The 17,232-nt window shown below is 68.4% G+C and carries 16 protein-coding genes and 1 pseudogene; 15 read left to right on the top strand and 2 right to left on the bottom strand.

Annotation, left to right across the window (positions count from 1 at the left end; genetic code table 11):
* Positions 1-119: 119 nt before the first annotated feature.
* Positions 120-221, bottom strand: a pseudogene (gene rplD / locus ABZU72_RS11655) (50S ribosomal protein L4); the annotation flags it as partial.
* Positions 222-933: 712 nt separating this feature from the next.
* On the opposite strand from rplD, the gene prmC reads away from it, so the two are divergent.
* The 15 genes from prmC (at position 934) to ABZU72_RS11580 (ending at position 13,732) form a co-directional block, all read left to right on the top strand.
* Positions 934-1,791 carry a peptide chain release factor N(5)-glutamine methyltransferase gene (gene prmC, locus ABZU72_RS11650; RefSeq protein ID WP_355019009.1) on the top strand — a complete coding sequence of 286 codons (858 nt, stop codon included), beginning with the start codon at positions 934-936 and terminating at the stop codon, positions 1,789-1,791.
* Positions 1,788-2,534: an L-threonylcarbamoyladenylate synthase gene (locus tag ABZU72_RS11645; RefSeq protein ID WP_355019008.1), complete on the top strand. Its 747-nt coding sequence runs from the start codon at positions 1,788-1,790 to the stop codon at positions 2,532-2,534. The genes prmC and ABZU72_RS11645 overlap by 4 nt, the downstream gene beginning before the upstream one ends.
* The gene (locus ABZU72_RS11640) at positions 2,534-3,709 is read left to right on the top strand and encodes an MraY family glycosyltransferase (protein WP_355019007.1); all 1,176 of its coding nucleotides are present in this window, start codon (positions 2,534-2,536) and stop codon (positions 3,707-3,709) included. The genes ABZU72_RS11645 and ABZU72_RS11640 overlap by 1 nt, the downstream gene beginning before the upstream one ends.
* 162 nt (positions 3,710-3,871) lie before the next feature.
* Entirely contained in the window at positions 3,872-4,240 is a 369-nt protein-coding gene (locus tag ABZU72_RS11635) for a hypothetical protein (protein ID WP_355019006.1), read from the top strand.
* A gap of 113 nt (positions 4,241-4,353) precedes the next feature.
* Positions 4,354-5,160, top strand: a complete 807-nt coding sequence (atpB, locus tag ABZU72_RS11630) for a F0F1 ATP synthase subunit A (RefSeq protein ID WP_355019005.1) — start codon at positions 4,354-4,356, stop codon at positions 5,158-5,160.
* A gap of 85 nt (positions 5,161-5,245) precedes the next feature.
* On the top strand, positions 5,246-5,452 hold the full coding sequence (locus tag ABZU72_RS11625) for an ATP synthase F0 subunit C (protein ID WP_091047785.1): 207 nt from the start codon (positions 5,246-5,248) through the stop codon (positions 5,450-5,452).
* A 26-nt stretch (positions 5,453-5,478) separates the two neighbouring features.
* On the top strand, positions 5,479-6,015 hold the full coding sequence (locus tag ABZU72_RS11620) for a F0F1 ATP synthase subunit B (RefSeq protein WP_355019004.1): 537 nt from the start codon (positions 5,479-5,481) through the stop codon (positions 6,013-6,015).
* A complete protein-coding gene (locus ABZU72_RS11615; RefSeq protein ID WP_355019003.1) occupies positions 6,015-6,827 on the top strand; it encodes a F0F1 ATP synthase subunit delta in 813 nt (270 codons plus the stop codon). Before ABZU72_RS11620 ends, ABZU72_RS11615 begins: the two co-directional genes overlap by 1 nt.
* An 81-nt stretch (positions 6,828-6,908) precedes the next feature.
* Entirely contained in the window at positions 6,909-8,549 is a 1,641-nt protein-coding gene (atpA, locus tag ABZU72_RS11610; RefSeq protein ID WP_355019002.1) for a F0F1 ATP synthase subunit alpha, read from the top strand.
* Positions 8,550-8,552: 3 nt separating this feature from the next.
* On the top strand, positions 8,553-9,479 hold the full coding sequence (locus ABZU72_RS11605) for a F0F1 ATP synthase subunit gamma (protein ID WP_355019001.1): 927 nt from the start codon (positions 8,553-8,555) through the stop codon (positions 9,477-9,479).
* A gap of 26 nt (positions 9,480-9,505) precedes the next feature.
* A complete protein-coding gene (atpD, locus tag ABZU72_RS11600) occupies positions 9,506-10,942 on the top strand; it encodes a F0F1 ATP synthase subunit beta (RefSeq protein ID WP_350659687.1) in 1,437 nt (478 codons plus the stop codon).
* Complete coding sequence (locus ABZU72_RS11595; protein WP_045547377.1) at positions 10,942-11,334, top strand: F0F1 ATP synthase subunit epsilon; 393 nt, start codon at positions 10,942-10,944, stop codon at positions 11,332-11,334. Before atpD ends, ABZU72_RS11595 begins: the two co-directional genes overlap by 1 nt.
* Before the next feature lie 51 nt (positions 11,335-11,385).
* Positions 11,386-11,802 (top strand): DUF2550 domain-containing protein, encoded by a 417-nt coding sequence (locus ABZU72_RS11590; protein WP_355019000.1) that lies wholly within the window; start codon positions 11,386-11,388, stop codon positions 11,800-11,802.
* 113 nt (positions 11,803-11,915) lie between these two features.
* Positions 11,916-12,527 (top strand): DUF1707 and DUF4870 domain-containing protein, encoded by a 612-nt coding sequence (locus ABZU72_RS11585; RefSeq protein WP_355018999.1) that lies wholly within the window; start codon positions 11,916-11,918, stop codon positions 12,525-12,527.
* A gap of 44 nt (positions 12,528-12,571) precedes the next feature.
* Positions 12,572-13,732: an MFS transporter gene (locus ABZU72_RS11580; RefSeq protein ID WP_355018998.1), complete on the top strand. Its 1,161-nt coding sequence runs from the start codon at positions 12,572-12,574 to the stop codon at positions 13,730-13,732.
* A gap of 89 nt (positions 13,733-13,821) precedes the next feature.
* On the opposite strand, the gene ABZU72_RS11575 is transcribed toward ABZU72_RS11580, so the two are convergent.
* On the bottom strand, positions 13,822-16,992 hold the full coding sequence (locus tag ABZU72_RS11575) for a DEAD/DEAH box helicase (protein WP_355018997.1): 3,171 nt from the start codon (positions 16,990-16,992) through the stop codon (positions 13,822-13,824).
* Between the last annotated feature and the right edge of the window lie 240 nt (positions 16,993-17,232).

Here is a 17,232-nt window from a genome sequence, read left to right as displayed (position 1 = left end):
GGGCTGGAGCCGTCCTCGAGCGGGTCGGCGCTACCGGCGCCGTAGCTGCTCGCCGGCGGCAGCGGCTGGTCGGTCTCGGCGGTGTCGGCCTTCTTGCTGCGGTCGTAGAAGTCGCTGCTCGCCCCGATGAACCCGGCCGCCTCGGCCGACTCCACGGAGTCGAAGTAGACGGCTGCCTTCGTACGGCCGTAGTAGGGGCTCGCCGTCGTGTGGTACTTCTTCCCGCTGCTGCCCTTGATGTCGTACGCAGCGTCCGAGCTGCTTCCATCAGCAGCCGGCAGCACCGCACCGGGGTAGGGAGCATCCTTGGTCGCGGCGGGCGCCTCGGCGGCCGGGGAGGCCTCCGGCTCGGCCGCCACGGGAACATCCTCTTCCGGAGCCTCGGTCGCGTCAGCGGCGGCAGCGGCCGCGGTGACGCTCTCGGCCTCCGCGACGACCGCAGCGGTGTCCGCTTCGGTCACGTCGTCCGTGGCGGTCTCGGCGACCTCGGCCTCGACAGCAGTCTCGGCGGGCTCTTCGGCCTTGGGCTCCTCCGCGACCGCAGCCTCAGTAGCAGGAGTCTCGTCAGCCGGCTCGGCCACGGACGCCTCGGCGGGGACGGCGGCAGCGGCGACGGGCGCGCCGGTGTCCTCGGCGGCCGGGTGGTCCTCATCGGCTCGATGTGCGGCCTTGGCGTCCTTGCGGACCGGGCGTCCGAAGAAGAACCAGATCAGGAGGGCGAGGACGAGGATGAGTGCAAGCAGCAAAAGCCACTTCATGGGGTGATGTTTCCTTCCGGGGGAGATCTCGGGTGTGATGGTGGGGCAGCACAGCGCCCGACGAGGTGTGCGGCCAGTCCCGCGTCCCCCGATATGACCGGAAGAACCGTTGAGGCGCCCGAACGTTACCCTCAGCCGGGTAAAGCATGACTAACACATTCAGGAGCAGTTGCCCATGACCGCCCCGCGCACACTTCTGGCAAGTGCCCGAAAGCAGCTCGCAGAGGCCGGAGTCGAGAGCCCGGACGCCGATGCGGCCATCTTGTTGGCCCATGTCCTCGACACCGACCGCAACCGTCTCTTCCTCGTCGACGACGTGGCGGAGCCCCAGGAGAAGGCCTACGCGGACCTGCTCGCTCGCCGCGCGGAACGCGAGCCGTTGCAGCACCTGACCGGGGTCGCGTACTTCCGGCACGTCGAGCTCGCCGTCGGTCCCGGCGTCTTCGTGCCGCGGCCCGAGACCGAGCTGCTCGCCGGCTGGGCGATCGACCTGGCCGCGACCATCGACCAGCCCGTCGTCGTCGATCTCTGCACGGGGTCGGGAGCGATCGCGAAGAGCATCGCCGACGAGGTCCCGAGCGCCGAGGTGCACGCGGTCGAGCTCTCCGAGGACGCCTACCCCTGGGCCGTACGCAACCTGACCGGCACCGGGGTGGACCTCCGGCAGGGCGACATGGCCGACGAGTTCACCGACCTGGACGGCAGTGTCGACGTGCTCGTCTGCAATCCGCCGTACATCCCGCTCGAAGCCTGGGAGTCCGTCGCCGCCGAGGCGCGCGACCACGACCCCGACCTCGCGCTCTTCTCCGGGCAGGACGGGCTGGACGCGATCCGCGTCCTGGAACGGCGGGCCGCCGAGCTGCTCAGGCCCGGGGGAGTGGTCGGGTTCGAGCACGCCGACGAGCAGGGCCCGGACGGTCAGAACGGTGGCGCTCCGGCGGTCTTCGCCGCCACCGGAAGATGGCAGGACGTACGCGATCACCTCGATCTGGCAGGCCGTCCGCGCTTCACGACCGCACAACTGGCAACATGAGCACTGTGACTGAGCGCTACCCGATCGCGACCGAGGACGAGCAGACCGAGGCGATCGATGCTGCTGCGGCGGCCCTTCAGGCCGGCGAGCTCGTGATCGTCCCGACCGACACGGTCTACGGCATCGCCGCCGACGCGTTCGACAAGGGCGCCGTCGCCGGTCTGCTCGCAGCCAAGGGCCGAGGCCGCTCGATGCCGCCGCCGGTGCTGATCTCCAACGTCGCCACCCTCGACGCCCTCGCGACGCGGATCCCCGACTGGGCGCGCAGCCTCGTCGAGGAGCTGTGGCCCGGCGCCCTGACGGTCGTGTTCCACCAGCAGCCGTCGCTGCAGTGGGACCTCGGCGAGGCCCGCCAGACAGTGGCCGTACGCATCCCCGACTCCGACATCCTGCGCCGGATCATCGACCGGGTCGGTCCGCTCGCGACCAGCTCGGCCAACCGCACCACGAAGCCTGCCGCCACCAACGCCGACCAGGCCGACGAGATGCTCGGCAAGATGGTCAAGGCCATCATCGACGGCGGCGAGTCGCCGGTCGGCGAGGCGTCCACGATCGTCTCCGCCACCGGTGACGAGCCGAAGGTTCTCCGGGAGGGCGCGATCAGCATCGATCGGATCAACGAGATCCTCGCCGATCACGACGTCGCCATCCGTCGGCCGGGCGATCCGGACCCTGCCAACATGCCCGAGACCGACGGGCCCGAGACCGACCTGCCCGCCACGGACGCCGACACAGAAGCCTGATGCGCGCCTACGTCCTCCTCTTCCTGGTCGCCGCCGTGGTGACCTACCTGCTCACCGTCGTCGCCCGCGAGTTCGCGATGCGCACGGGGGCCGTCGCGAAGGTCCGCGACCGCGACGTACACGCCGTTCCGATCCCCTACATGGGCGGCGTGGCGATGCTGGGTGGCCTGGTGGCCGCCTACCTGGTCGCCCGTGAGCTGCCGTTCCTGGCCGATGCTCCGGACTTCGTGCTCCAGGACACCGGCGTCGTGATCCTCGCCGGCGCGCTGATCTGCATCGTCGGCGTCGTCGACGACATCTTCGAGCTCGACGCCCTCACCAAGCTGGGCGGTCAGGTGCTGGCGACCGCGATCCTGGTGGGCTTCAACCTGCAGTACAGCCTGATCACCTTCCCCGACGGCACCCAGTTCTCGATCGACCCCGCCCAGGGCGCTCTGCTCACCGGGCTCGTCGTGATCACCGTGGTCAACGCGGTCAACTTCATCGACGGTCTCGACGGTCTGGCCGCGGGTGTCGTCGGTATCGGCGCGCTGGCGCTGTTCCTGTTCTGCTACCAGTTCACTCGAATCAACGACATCGGCCGCGCCTCGACCGCGGCTCTCCTGACCGTCGCCCTCGCCGGAGCCTGCGTCGGTTTCCTCATCCACAACTGGCATCCCGCCCGGCTGTTCATGGGGGACAGCGGCTCGATGCTGATCGGCCTGATCCTCGCCGCCAGCGCGGTCACCCTCTCGGGCTCCTACAACGCCGGCGGTCTGAACGTGAACGCCTTCGACGCCTCCACCGCGCTCCTGGTCACCTTCCTGCCCCTGCTGCTACCCCTGACGATCCTGGTGGTCCCTCTCGTCGACCTCGTGCTGGCCGTCGTACGCCGCACCCGCGCCGGCCGGTCACCCTTCGCCGCGGACAAGAAGCACCTCCACCACCGCCTCCTGGAGATCGGCCACTCCCAGCGCCGTGCCGTGCTGATCATGTGGCTCTGGGCCGGCCTGATGTCCTTCGGATCGGTCTTCGTGACCCTCTACCGCGGCCCCGTCGTCATCGTCGGCGTCATAGTCGCCACCGCCCTCATCGTGCTCCTCACCTTCGCCCTCCCCAAGATCCGTGGCGAGCGCACCGACAAGCTCCTCGAGGTCCCCGAGGACATCACCCCGCTGGAGAACCAACCCGGGTAGGAACGCCTTGATCGATCAATTAGGGCGCCCAAAGACGCTTGTGATAGTTTTCACGAGCGCTCGGGATACGCTCCTGAACGCGTGAAATGCCCCCAGAGAGAACGGCCGCCGACGATGACGACCGCAACCAGCAAGTCCAAGGTGCTGCGAGGTTCTGCCGCAGTGTCCGCAGTTGCTGTGCTCGCGGCCCTCGCGGTGGCCTTTGTTCTTGCCGGGACTGATGGTCTGACTGGTGCTGCGATCGGATCGATCGCCACCGTTGTCGTGCTGGCGGTCGGCTCTTGGGCGATGTTCTGGATCGCGGCGAAGTCGCCCGCGATGTCGTTGCCCGCCGCTGTTGGTGTCTTCACGCTGTCAGGCATGGTTCTCTTCGTTGTCCTGCTGGTCGTTTCGCAGACCGGGGGAGACGCTGTCGTACGTTCGGCAGCCTTCTCGGTCATGGCGCTCACAGTCGCATGGACGACCACGTTCGCGTTCCTGGTGCGACGCGAGCGGATCCCGCTCTTCGACCTGCCCGGGGCAGACTCGTGACCCGCCAGTAGCGCCTGATATCGTCCGGGCCGTCGGGGGCGGCCGCCGGGATGATGCCCGAGCCTTTGAAGCTCGCCACCCAGAATCGTAAGTTCGAACAAACAGGAGACAGCGTGAAGTCGCTTGCCGCCACCGTTATGGCGTCGGAGTCGGGGCCTCATATCCCGGGGCCCGCGGACTTCTTCCTTCCGCCGATCGTCGGGTCCGGCGACTGGGCCCTGACCAAGGTGAGCCTCCTGGTCCTGCTGTCCGTCGTGATCGGTTTCGGCTTCTTCTACGCCGCCTCCCGCAAGGCCGCCGTGGTTCCGAGCCGTCTGCAGTTCGCCGGTGAGTACGTCTACGGGATGGTCCGCAACTCCATCGCCCGCGACATCATCGGGTCGAAGGACTACATGAGGTTCGTGCCGTACCTCTTCACGGTCTTCGTCTTCATCATCATCAACAACTTCTACGGGATCATCCCGTTCGTCCAGTTCCCCACGATGTCGCACATCGGCTACACGGCGGCTCTGGCGATCATCACCTGGCTGATCTACAACACCGTCGGCATCGCGAAGCACGGTTTCGTCGGCTACCTCAAGCTCCAGACGGTGCCCAGCGGCGTGAGCGGCCCGATCCTGATCATGATGGTCCCGCTGGAGTTCCTCTCCAACATCGTCGTGCGCCCGTTCACGCTGGCGATTCGTCTCTTCGCGACCATGTTCGCCGGCCACCTGCTGGTGGCGCTCTTCTCCATCGGTGGCGCCTGGCTGATCCTGAACTACGTTCCGACGTGGCAGGGCATCACCGCCGGCATCTTCGCCTTCCTGCTCGGCATCTTCGTGTCCTTCCTGGACATGCTGATCATGTTCCTGCAGGCCTACGTCTTCACCCTGCTCTCGGCGATGTACATCGCCGGTGCAGTCGCGGACGAGCACTGATCCGTTCAGGCTCGGACCAACAGCTCCACCACTACGACGCACAACAACCGACGCATATCGCGTCGCAACCGAAAGGAATATCCCCATGGAGGGACAGCTCGGAATCATCGGCCTCGGCCTCTCCGCCATCGGCCCGGGTGTCGGTGTCGGTCTGATCTTCGCCGCGTACGTCGCTGGTGTCGCCCGTCAGCCGGAGGCCCAGAGCCGCCTGCAGGCAATCGCCATCCTCGGCTTCGCTCTGTGTGAGCAGTTCTTCATCATCTCCCTGGCTCTCGCCTTCGTCCTTCGCTGACGTAGGGAACTACTGAAGGTTCCGACATGATCCTTACCCAGGTAACCGCTGCGGAGACCGAGATCAACCCGTTGGTCCCGCACGTGCCGGAGATCATCCTCGGTTTCATCGTCATCGCCATCCTCTTCGTGGGAGTTGCGAAGTTCATCGTTCCGAACTTCGAGAAGGCGTACGCCGATCGAACCGCGGCGATCGAAGGCGGCATCGAGAACGCCAACGCCAAGCAGGCCGAGGCGGATGCCAAACTCGCTCAGCTGGAGGCCCAGCTGGCCGACGCTCGCCACGAGGCTGCCCGCATCCGCGAGCAGGCTCGCGAGGAGGGCGCTGCGATCAAGGCCGAGATGCGCCTCGAGGCGCAGTCCGAGGCGGAGCGCATCATCACCGCCGGCAAGGCGCAGATCGAGGCCGAGCGCCAGGCGGCTGCTACGTCGCTGAAGACCGAGGTCGGCTCGCTGGCCACCGGTCTCGCCGGTCGTATCGTCGGCGAGTCCCTCGACGACGACGAGCGTTCCAGCCGTGTGGTCGAGCGGTTCCTCGCTGACCTTGAGGCAGGGGTTCACTGATGGACTTCCGTGGAGCGTCGGCCGACGCCGTTGCCGCCCTGACCGAGGAGCTGAAGACCGCTGTCTCCGCCTCTCCTGAGGCGGCGGCGAAGGCGGCCGACACCCTCTTCGAGGTCTCCCAGACCCTCCGCGCCGAGGCAGCTCTGCGCCGCTTCGTCACCGACGCATCGGTGCCGCAGGAGGCCAAGACCGGCCTCGTCGGTGAGCTGTTCGGCGGGAAGGTCGACGCGACGGGCCTCGGCGTGTTCGAGTCGGCGGTCAAGCACCGCTGGACGCACGCCGGTGACCTGAGCGATGCGGTCGAGCGACTGAGCGAGATCGCCGCAGTCCGCAGCGCCGGCGGCGAGGCCACGCGCCTCGCCGACGAGCTGTTCGCGGTCCAGCAGGCCGTGCAGGAGACGCCGGAGCTGCGCGACGCGCTCTCCGACCCGGCCCGTACGACCGAGGACAAGGCCGCGCTGGTCGACACGCTGCTCGGGGGCAAGGCGCTTCCGGCGACCGTGACCCTGACGAAGCAGGCGCTGGCGGGCACCTACCGCACCGCATCGGCCGCTCTCGGTGAATACCAGAAGGTCGCGGCGTCCGTCGCAGGCGAGGGCACCGCGGTCATCCGCGTTGCGGCCCCGCTCTCGGAGGCCGAGACCACCCGTCTGGCGGGAGCACTGGCGAGGAAGTACGGCCGTGAGGTCCACCTCAACGTGGTCGTCGATCCGGCTGTCGTCGGTGGCATCAAGGTATCGATCGGTGACGACGTCATCGACGGCACCGTCTCGAGTCGCCTCGAAGGGGCGCAGCGAGCCCTGGCCGGCTGATCCGGCACCGCGGCCGTCAACTGGCCGTACGACCCCTGTGTGACACAGACTGACTTGTAAGAACTGAGAGAGAAGGCACAGATGACGGAGCTCTCCATCCGTCCCGACGAGATCCGGGACGCACTGGCAAAGTACGTCGCGGACTACAAGCCGGAGGCGGCGAAGACCGAGGAGGTCGGCACCGTCGCTTCGACCGCGGACGGCATCGCCCGCGTGTCGGGTCTGCCCTCGGCCATGACCAACGAGCTCCTCGAGTTCGAGGACGGCACCCTTGGTCTCGCCCTGAACCTGGACACCCGCGAGATCGGTGTCGTCGTCCTGGGCGACTTCGACAAGATCGAGGAGGGCCAGTCGGTCCGACGTACGGGCGAGGTTCTCTCGGTCCCCGTCGGTGACGGCTACCTCGGCCGCGTCGTGGACCCGCTCGGCAACGCGATCGACGGCCTCGGCGACATCGAGACGGTCGGCCGCCGCGCCCTGGAGCTCCAGGCTCCCGGCGTGATGGCCCGCAAGTCGGTGCACGAGCCGCTCGCCACCGGCATCAAGGCGATCGACGCGATGACCCCGATCGGCCGTGGCCAGCGTCAGCTGATCATCGGTGACCGCTCGACCGGTAAGACCACGGTCGCGATCGACACGATCATCAACCAGAAGCAGAACTGGGAGTCGGGCGACCCCGACAAGCAGGTCCGCTGCATCTATGTCGCCATCGGCCAGAAGGGCTCGACCATCGCCTCCGTGCGTGGCGCCCTCGAGGAGTCCGGCGCGCTGGAGTACACGACGATCGTCGCGGCTCCGGCCTCCGACTCCGCCGGCTTCAAGTACCTCGCGCCCTACACCGGCTCGGCCATCGGCCAGCACTGGATGTACGAGGGCAAGCACGTCCTGATCGTCTTCGACGACCTGACCAAGCAGGCCGAGGCCTACCGTGCCGTGTCGCTGCTGCTGCGCCGCCCGCCGGGCCGTGAGGCCTACCCGGGTGACGTCTTCTACCTGCACTCCCGGCTGCTGGAGCGCTGCGCGAAGCTCTCCGACGAGATGGGCAAGGGTTCGATGACCGGTCTGCCGATCATCGAGACCAAGGCCAACGACGTCTCGGCGTTCATCCCGACCAACGTCATCTCCATCACCGACGGTCAGATCTTCCTGCAGTCCGACCTGTTCGCGGCCAACCAGCGCCCGGCCATCGATGTCGGCGTCTCGGTCTCCCGCGTCGGTAGCGCCGCGATGACCAAGGCCCTCAAGGGCGTCACCGGCTCTCTCAAGGTGGAGCTCGCGCAGTACCGCGCGATGGAGGCCTTCGCGATGTTCGCCTCCGACCTGGACGCGGCCTCGAAGCAGCAGCTGGCCCGCGGTCAGCGGCTGATGGCGCTGCTCAAGCAGCCGGCCTACTCGCCCTACCCGATCGACGAGATGACCGTCTCGCTGTGGCTGGGCACCTCTGGCAGCCTGGACATCGTCCCGGTCGAGGACGTGCTCAAGTTCGAGCGCGAGTTCCTCGACTTCCTGCGTCGCTCCCACGACGGCATCCTCGCCGGCATCCGTGAGTCGCTGAAGTTCGAGGACTCCACCGAGTCCGAGCTGAAGAAGGCTTACGACTCGTTCCTCAACCAGTTCGAGACCTCGGAGGGCCACTCGATCAAGCCGGGTTCCGCCAAGGAGCAGGCCCTGGCTGACGAGGACGTCGAGCAGGAGCAGATCGTCAAGCAGAAGCGGGGCTGACCCATGGCCGTGTCAGTGCGTGAACTCCGCGCGCGGATCAAGTCGACGGAGTCGATGAAGAAGATCACGCGTGCCATGGAGCTCATCGCTGCGTCCCGGATCATCAAGGCGCAGCAGCGGGCCAATGCGGCCGCGCCGTACGCCCGTGAGCTCACCCGCGCCGTCTCGGCGGTGGCGACCTACTCCAACGTGGACCACCCGCTGACCACCGAGCCGGAGGCGCCCACCCGCGCCGCCGTGCTGGTGGTCACCAGCGACCGTGGTCTGGCCGGCTCCTACTCCTCGAGCGTGCTCAAGGAGGCCGAGGGCCTGGTTGAGAAGCTCAAGGCCGAGGGCAAGGAGGTCGACCTCTACGTCACCGGACGCAAGGCGGAGGCCTTCTACAAGTTCCGCGGTCGTTCCGTGGCGCAGGCCTGGACCGGCTTCTCCGACCGTCCGGAGTTCGAGGCGGCCAAGGAGATCGGCGAGAAGCTGATCGAGGTCTTCGTCGAGGGCACCGAGTCCGAGAAGGCCGTCGCTCCCGGCGTCGACGAGGTCCACGTGGTCTACACGCGGTTCATCACCATGATGACGCAGAAGCCCACCGCCGTACGTCTCCTGCCTCTGGAGGTCGTGGAGGGCACCGAGGCTCCGGCCGAGGGCGATGTCCTGCCGCTCTACGAGTTCGAGCCGTCGGCCGAGGCCGTGCTCGACTCGCTGCTCCCGCAGTACGTCGTGAGCCGGATCTGGTTCGCGCTGCTGCAGGCCGCCGCCTCCGAGCTGGCACAGCGTCAGAAGGCGATGAAGTCGGCTACCGACAACGCCGACGAGCTCATCAAGAAGTTCACCCGGGTTGCCAACCAGGCTCGCCAGGCCGGCATCACCCAGGAGATCAGCGAGATCGTCGGTGGCGTGAACGCGCTCGCCGACGCCCAGGCTGCGAACGACTGAGAACCCACAGAAAGACTGACTAGAAAATGACCGCACAGGTTGACGAGAAGACCACGACGGGCCGCATCGCCCGCGTGATCGGCCCGGTCGTCGACGTGGAGTTCCCCGTCGACGCCATGCCGGACATCTACAACAAGCTCGAGGTCGAGGTCACCATCAGCGGTGAGACGACGACCCTGCCGCTCGAGGTTGCCCAGCACATCGGTGACGGCATGGTCCGCGCGATCTCGCTGAAGCCGACCGACGGCGTCGTACGCGGCTCCTCGGTTCGTGACACCGGTGGCCCGATCACGGTTCCCGTGGGTGACGTCACCCTCGGCCACGTGTTCAACGCGACCGGCGACATCCTCGACGTCGACCCGGCTACGGTCGAGGTCAACGAGCGCTGGGGCATCCACCGCAAGGCTCCGGCCTTCGACCAGCTCGAGTCCAAGACCCAGATGTTCGAGACGGGCATCAAGGTCATCGACCTCCTCACCCCCTACGTGACCGGTGGAAAGATCGGCCTCTTCGGTGGTGCGGGCGTCGGCAAGACCGTCCTCATCCAGGAGATGATCGCCCGAGTCGCCAAGAACCACGGTGGTGTCTCCGTGTTCGCCGGTGTCGGCGAGCGCACCCGTGAGGGCAACGACCTCATCCACGAGATGCAGGAGGCCGGCGTCTACGACAAGGTCGCCCTGACCTTCGGCCAGATGGACGAGCCGCCGGGCACGCGTCTTCGCGTGGCTCTCTCGGCGCTGACGATGGCGGAGTACTTCCGCGACGTCCAGGGCCAGGACGTGCTGCTGTTCATCGACAACATCTTCCGCTTCACCCAGGCGGGCTCCGAGGTCTCGACCCTGCTGGGCCGGATGCCTTCGGCCGTGGGCTACCAGCCCAACCTCGCCGACGAGATGGGTCAGCTCCAGGAGCGGATCACCTCGACGCGTGGTCACTCGATCACCTCGATGCAGGCGATCTACGTGCCGGCCGACGACTACACCGACCCGGCTCCGGCGACCACGTTCGCCCACCTGGACGCGACCACCGAGCTCTCCCGCGAGATCGCGTCGCTGGGTATCTACCCGGCCGTGGACCCGCTGACCTCGACGTCGCGAATCCTGGACCCGCAGTACATCGGTCAGGACCACTACGACTGCGCCGTCCGCGTCAAGCAGATCCTCCAGCGCAACAAGGAGCTGCAGGACATCATCGCGATCCTGGGTGTCGACGAGCTCTCCGAGGAAGACAAGATCATCGTCTCCCGCGCTCGCCGGATCCAGCGGTTCCTGTCGCAGAACACCTACGTCGCCAAGCAGTTCACCGGCATCGAGGGTTCGACGGTTCCGGTCAAGGACACCATCGAGGCGTTCAACAAGATCGCCGAGGGTGAGTACGACCACGTCGCCGAGCAGGCGTTCTTCATGTGCGGTGGCCTCGACGACGTCGAGGCGAAGTGGGCCGAGATCCAGAAGAGCCTCTGATGACGGACGCACTTCAGGTGGAGCTCGTCGCTGCAGACCGCGTGGTCTGGAGCGGCGGGGCCACCATGGTCATCGCCCGAACGGTCGACGGTGATGTCGGCGTCCTGCGCGGTCACGCGCCGGTGCTGTCGGCTCTCACCGAGGCGGTCGTGGAGATCACTCCGGAGGAGGGCACCGAGGTCATCGCGACCGTTGACGGTGGCTTCCTCTCGGTGGCCAACGACCGCGTCTCGATCCTGTCCGAGCACGTGCTGCTGGCCCACGAGATCGACCTCAGCCAGGCTGAGGTCGAGCTCGAGGAGGCCCGTCGCCTGCTCGGCACCAACAACGACGCCGAGAAGCGCATCCGTCGTGCCGAGGCACGCATCCGCGCTGTCGAGAAAGCCTCCTAGGGAAAGAGGGGCGATACCCGGATGGCATGGTGGGAGCTGCTCTTGGTCGTTGTGGCCGCATCGCTTCTGCTTGTCCTCGCCTATGGCATCGGGATCGCCGTACGCCGCCGTCTGCTCGCTCGCAACGGCGGCGTCTTCGAACTGAGCCACCGCGTCCGGGACACCAGTCCCGGGCGCGGTTGGGTCATCGGCATCGGCCGCTACTCCGGCGATGCGCAGCTGGAGTGGTTCCGGATCTTCTCGCTCTCGCCCAAGCCCAAACGGGTCTGGCGCCGGGTCGAGATCGTCTATGTCTCCAGCCGCTCTCCCGAGGGGATCGAGGAGCTCGTCCTCTACCCCGAGAGCCTGATCGTGACCTGCGACGTCAAGGGCGAGCACATCGACCTGGCCATGGATCAGCAGACCCTCATCGGCTTCCAGGCCTGGCTGGAGTCCCGCCCGATGCGGTCCACCTGGACCGTCTTCTGAGCGCCCCCTTCGACCCGTCTCCGACCGTCTCCGGCACAAGACCGGGGTCGGTCGGTTTGCATTCGGGGGCTTCCCTGATTGTCCGGAAGGCATTCGCGGCGGATCGTAGAGGTATGTCCTCAACTGCCCCGATCCCGACCCCGCCCACCCCGCCCACTCCACCGGCATCTGTCGCCGGTGACGAGCTCCGCTGCACCGATGCCGATCGCGACCGCGTGATCGACGTCCTCAAGTCCGCCTACGCCGACGGCCGGCTCGACCAGGCCGAGTTCGACCTCCGGTTCGACCTGACCATGAAGTCGAAGACGTACGCCGCCCTGGAGCCGATCACTCGCGACCTGATCGCGCAGCCGACCCCGTCTCCGGCGCCGGCGAAGCCCGCCCGCGACCTGCTGCCGCCGCCGACCACCGAGGAGCGGCTCCTCGGCGCCCTCGCCCAGGCCACGACCTTGGTGCCGATCGTCGTCGGCCCGGCGATCCTCTACTACACCGTCGGCAAGCGTTCCGAGTTCGTGAAGCACCACGCCGCCGGTGCCCTCAACCTGCAGCTCACCCTGCTCGCCGTCACGATCGTGACCTTCGGCCTCGGCGGCGCGCTCTACGGGATCGCCTGGGTGCTCGCGGCTGCCTTCGCGGTCGTCGCGCTCGCCGGTGCCCCGCTGCGCCAGCCGTGGGTGCTGCCGATCTTCGGTCGCGGTGGGCCGTACGAGAAGAAGCGGGACTGATCCCCGCACCTGGACGCGGCCCGGGGCCCCACTAGCCTTTACTCGTGACGCCTCTCCGCCGTGCCCAGGCTGGATCGGTGGTGGCGTTCGCCACCAACGGTCTGCTGTCCGCGACCTTCATCTCCCGCATCCCCGCGCTCCGCGAGAGCCTCGGCCTGAACAACTCGGCCGTCGGCCTGATGCTGCTGGCGATGGGAATCGGCTCCGTCGCCGGGCTGCCGCTCGCCGGGGGACTGGTGATGCGTTGGGGCGCAGCCCGGGTCGTACGCGGCTGCGCGGTGCTCTGTGTCGCCGCCCTGACCCTGGTGGCGATCTCTGGCAGCTGGCTCGAACAGGCGTGGCTGGTGGCGCTGTTCCTGGTGGCGTACGGCGTCGGCTACGGGATCTGGGACGTCGCCATGAACGTCGAGGGGGCCGCGGTCGAGCGGCTCGGCGGCAAGACGCTGATGCCGCAGCTGCACGCGATGTGGAGCGTCGGCACCGTGCTCGGTGGACTGCTGGGCATCGCCTTGGTGGGCACGCTGCCGACCGTGTGGCACATCGTCGGGGTCGCGGCCATCGCACTGGCGGTCTGCTGGTGGGGGACCCTGGGGTTCCTCCCGGCCGAGGTGCCCCCGGAGGGGCACTCGCCGCGGCGTGAGCTGATCGCCGCCTGGCGCTCGCCCCAGACGCTGCTGTTGGGGCTCATGGTGCTCGCCTTCGCCGCCGCCGAGGGGAGTGCCAACGACTGGGTCGCGCTGGCGATGATCGACGGCTACGACGTGAGCCACCGGGTCGGGGTGGCGTGCTACGCGGCGTTCGTCCTCTGCATGAGCGTGGCCCGCTTCGCCGGCGCGAAGGTGATCGACAGGGTCGGCCGGCAGCCGGTACTGATCACCTCGGCGGCGCTGGCGGGCATCGGGATCGTGCTGACGGTGTTCGCCGGCTCGTTCGGGCTCGCGCTGGTCGGGATCGTCCTGTGGGGCTTCGGCGCGGCCCTCGGCTTCCCCCTGGGGATCAGCATCGCCGCCGACGACGAGACCCGCGCCGCTGCTCGCGTCTCGGTCGTCTCCACGCTGGCCTATGCGGCCTTCCTCGGCTTCCCGCCGATCCTGGGTGCCGTAGGGGACCAGTTCGGCACCCTGAGGGCCCTCCTGGTCGTCGCCGTCCTCATGCTCCCGGCAGCGGCGCTGGCCGCGACCGTGGCACGGCGGCGGGGCGTGTAACACGCTGTTCGTAGGTCTATCCGGTCGTTCAGATAGGGCGAGTAGTCCTACGAACGACGTGTTACACCGGAGCGACGCCCTCGGTCGGGTCAGTCGAAGAGGGCGCGGATGTCGTCGGCGCCGATGGTGGAGCCCATGGCGCCTTCGCCGTCGACGACCTTCGCGAAGAGCTCGGCCTTGCGCTCCTTGAGCTCCATGACCTTCTCCTCGATCGTGTCGGTCGAGACCAGGCGGTAGACCATGACGTGCTGGGTCTGGCCGATGCGGTGGGCGCGGTCGACGGCCTGAGCCTCGGCGGCGGGGTTCCACCAGGGGTCGAGGACGAAGACGTAGTCGGCCTCGGTCAGGGTCAGACCGACGCCACCGGCCTTCAGGGAGATCAGGAAGACCGGGGCATCGCCGTCGCGGAAGCTCTCGATGACCGCGCCGCGGTCGCGGGTGGAGCCGTCGAGGTAGGCGGCGTCGATGCCCGCCTCGTTGAGCCGGGTGCGTGCCCGGCCGAGGAAGGAGGTGAACTGGCTGAAGACCAGCGCCTTGTGACCCTCGGCGGCGAGCTCCTCGATGTGGTCGACGAGGGTGTCGAGCTTGGCGGAGCCGACGTCGTCATCATCGGGGTCGACGAGGCCTGGGTCGAGCGAGAGCTGCCGCAGCCTGGTCAGCGCACTGAGGATCGCGACCCGGTTGTCGTTGAAGTCGTCGAGCAGATGCAGGATCCGCTGCCGCTCCTTGGCCAGGTGGGCGTCGTAGATCTTGCGGTGGGCCGGGTTGAGGTCGACGCCGAGCACCTGCTCCTGCTTGGGTGGCAGGTCGTCGGCGACGAGCTCCTTCGTACGCCGCAGCAGGAACGGACGCAGCCGGGTCCGGAACCGGCGCAGCGCCGCGTCGTCGCCTGACTTCTCGACGGGAGAGACCACGGTGTCGCGGAACAGCCGCGGGCTGGGGTAGAGCCCCGGCGCCGTGATCGAGAGCAGCGCCCACAGCTCCATCAGCCGGTTCTCGAACGGCGTGCCTGTCACCGCGAGACGCCAGCGGGCGTCGATGCGGCGGGCCGCTGCGTACGTCTTGGACTGGTGGTTCTTGACCTGCTGGGCCTCGTCGAGGACGAGACCGGCCCAGGGGCGCCCGGCGAAGGCGTCCTGCTCGAGCCGGAGGATGGCGTAGGTCGTGACCACGACGTCGGCGTCCTCGCGGGCCTCGGCGACGGAGTCGATGCGCTTGCTCACCGTGCTCACCCGCAGGCCGGGGGTGTGGCGGCGAGCCTCCTGCACCCAGGCGGGTACGACGCTGGTGGGCGCCACCACGAGATAGGGGGTGCGCGTCTCCGGCTGGGTGTGCACGGCATGGGAGATCGTGGCCAGCACCTGGAGCGTCTTGCCCAGACCCATGTCATCGGCGAGGATCCCGCCGAGACCCTGCTCGTGCAGGAACGCCAGCCAGTGGAAGCCGTCGAGCTGGTAGTGGCGCAGCTCGGTCGCCAGCCCGGTCGGCTCCGGCCGTGGGATCTCGCGCAGGTCGCGCAGCGCCTGGGCACGCTGGACCCACTCGGCGGCCTGCTGGTCGACCACGCCGAGCTCGGCGAGCTCGGCCCAGACGCCGAGGTCGTGCTTGCCGACCGCGATCCCGTCGCCGGTGCGCTCGTGGAGCTGTCCGGCGGCCTCGACGACGTTGCGCAGCCGGTCGAGCTCGGGGCGGTCGGTGGTGATGTAGGTGCCGCTGGGGAGGATCAGGTGGTCGTCGCCGCGGGTCAGCGCCCCGAGCACGTCGGGAAGCGGGACGGCCTCGGCGCCGATCCGGATCACGACCTGCAGGTCGAGCCAGTCCTGCCCGGCCAGGGCGGCACCGTCGGGCGAGGTGATCTCGAAGGAGATCTCGGGGTCCTCGTCGGTTTCGCGGAAGTCGGGCCGCTCGACCTCGGTGACCTCGACGCCCTCGACCTCACGCAGCGCCGGCAGGTCGTGGATGGCGAGCGCGAGCGCGTCGCCGTCGCGTACCTCCTGCTTGCGGAGCAGCTCGGTGGAGACCTTCGCGCGCAGCGCGGCCTCCTCGGCCGGGTTGCGGACCAGGCCGAGGTCCTCGCGGGAGTCCACCGGGTAGTGACGTACGCCGTAGGCCCAGGTCCAGCCGAGCGTGGCATGCGTCGAGCTGCGCCAGGTGACCGTCAGGGTCAGGCGCGGTGCGGGAGGCTCCGGGATGTCGAGGGAGTCGTCGGCCGAGCGCAGCGGCACCAGCCGGGCCAGCGGGCCCAACAGGGCGCTCAGCGTGCCGATCTCGGCCTCGGGGACGGTCAGCGGGTCCCGGGCGGTCACCAGCCGCTGCGCGTGGGTCGACAGCGGTCCGGACAGGTCAGCGAGATGGAGGACGCCGGCATCGAGCACGCCCACCGAGCGGGTCGGGCGACCGATCGGGAGCACCGTCGGGCCGGCGTAGACCCGGTCACCCTGGGCCAGGCCGAAGCGGAGGACGGCCTCGCCGTCCTCGCGGCGCAGCTCGCCGGCGAGCGAGAGCGGCTCGTCGAAGATCACCACGCCGCGTACGTTCTCGCCGGGCAGGACGGTCACGCCGCCACGGATCGCGTCGCGGAGCAGGCTGACCGCGTGCTCGCCGAAGTCGGCGAGGCTGAGCGAAGAGCCACGGGCGTAGAGCAGCCGGTCGGACCGCAGTTGGCGGGCCAGCTCCTGCAGGGGGAGCAGCTGGCTGCGGGGGAAGTCCTTGCCGGGCACCGCGTTGGGGATGTTGGCCCAGTCGGCACCGGTCTTCGCCCAGCGCTCGCGGTTGCCCATGCGCATCGGGCGCAGCTCGACGGTGGGGGAGCCCGCCACGGCCGACCGCGGGCTGTGCACGTCGATCTCGAGCGCCAGCGCGGGCAGGTCGTCCTCGGGCTTGTTGTCCTCGGCGAGCTGGCCCAGGAGTGTGCGCAGCTCCGTCTCCCACGACGGGCCCATCGGCATCGCCGCGGCGCGCGTGCCGGCGAGGACCAGGCCGAGCGCGGCACCGTGCTTGCAGTTGTTGTGCACGGGGCAGCTGCACGAGCTGGTCGCTCTGACGACGCCGTTCCGGGAATCCAGGTTGAGGGTCACGCGGTAGGGAGCCGGGCTGGTGCCTCTGACCTCGGCCGAAGCTCGCAGCGCACTGCTGCCGATCTCGGTGACCCGGGGCTCACCGACCCGGCCCTGGGCTGCGTAGGCCTCGCCACGCTCGATGGTCTGGGGGTCGAAGGTCTCGCGGAGCAGGTCGTTCGTGAGAGCTTCGAGCAAGGGCACCCGATCTATTCTTCCAGCATGAGGCGGGTTCTGCGACTTCGTGGACGCTCGTGGTGAGCAGCGTCTCGTTCAGTGCGGTGGCAGTGGTCTAGACCAGCAGCGCACGACCACGGGGTTGCGGTGCATTCATCGGCATGCATAGACGCACGCCCGACATCCCGTCCCGGACAACCGGATGCGAACCGATCGCGACAACTTTGTCGCGTAAAAGTAAAGCCACCTCGATCCGAGCGGGGGGAT

The sequence above is a fragment of the Nocardioides sp. NPDC004968 genome (assembly GCF_040608935.1).
In the GTDB taxonomy this organism is placed as follows: domain Bacteria; phylum Actinomycetota; class Actinomycetes; order Propionibacteriales; family Nocardioidaceae; genus Nocardioides.
This window is presented reverse-complemented; position numbering and strand designations above follow the sequence as displayed.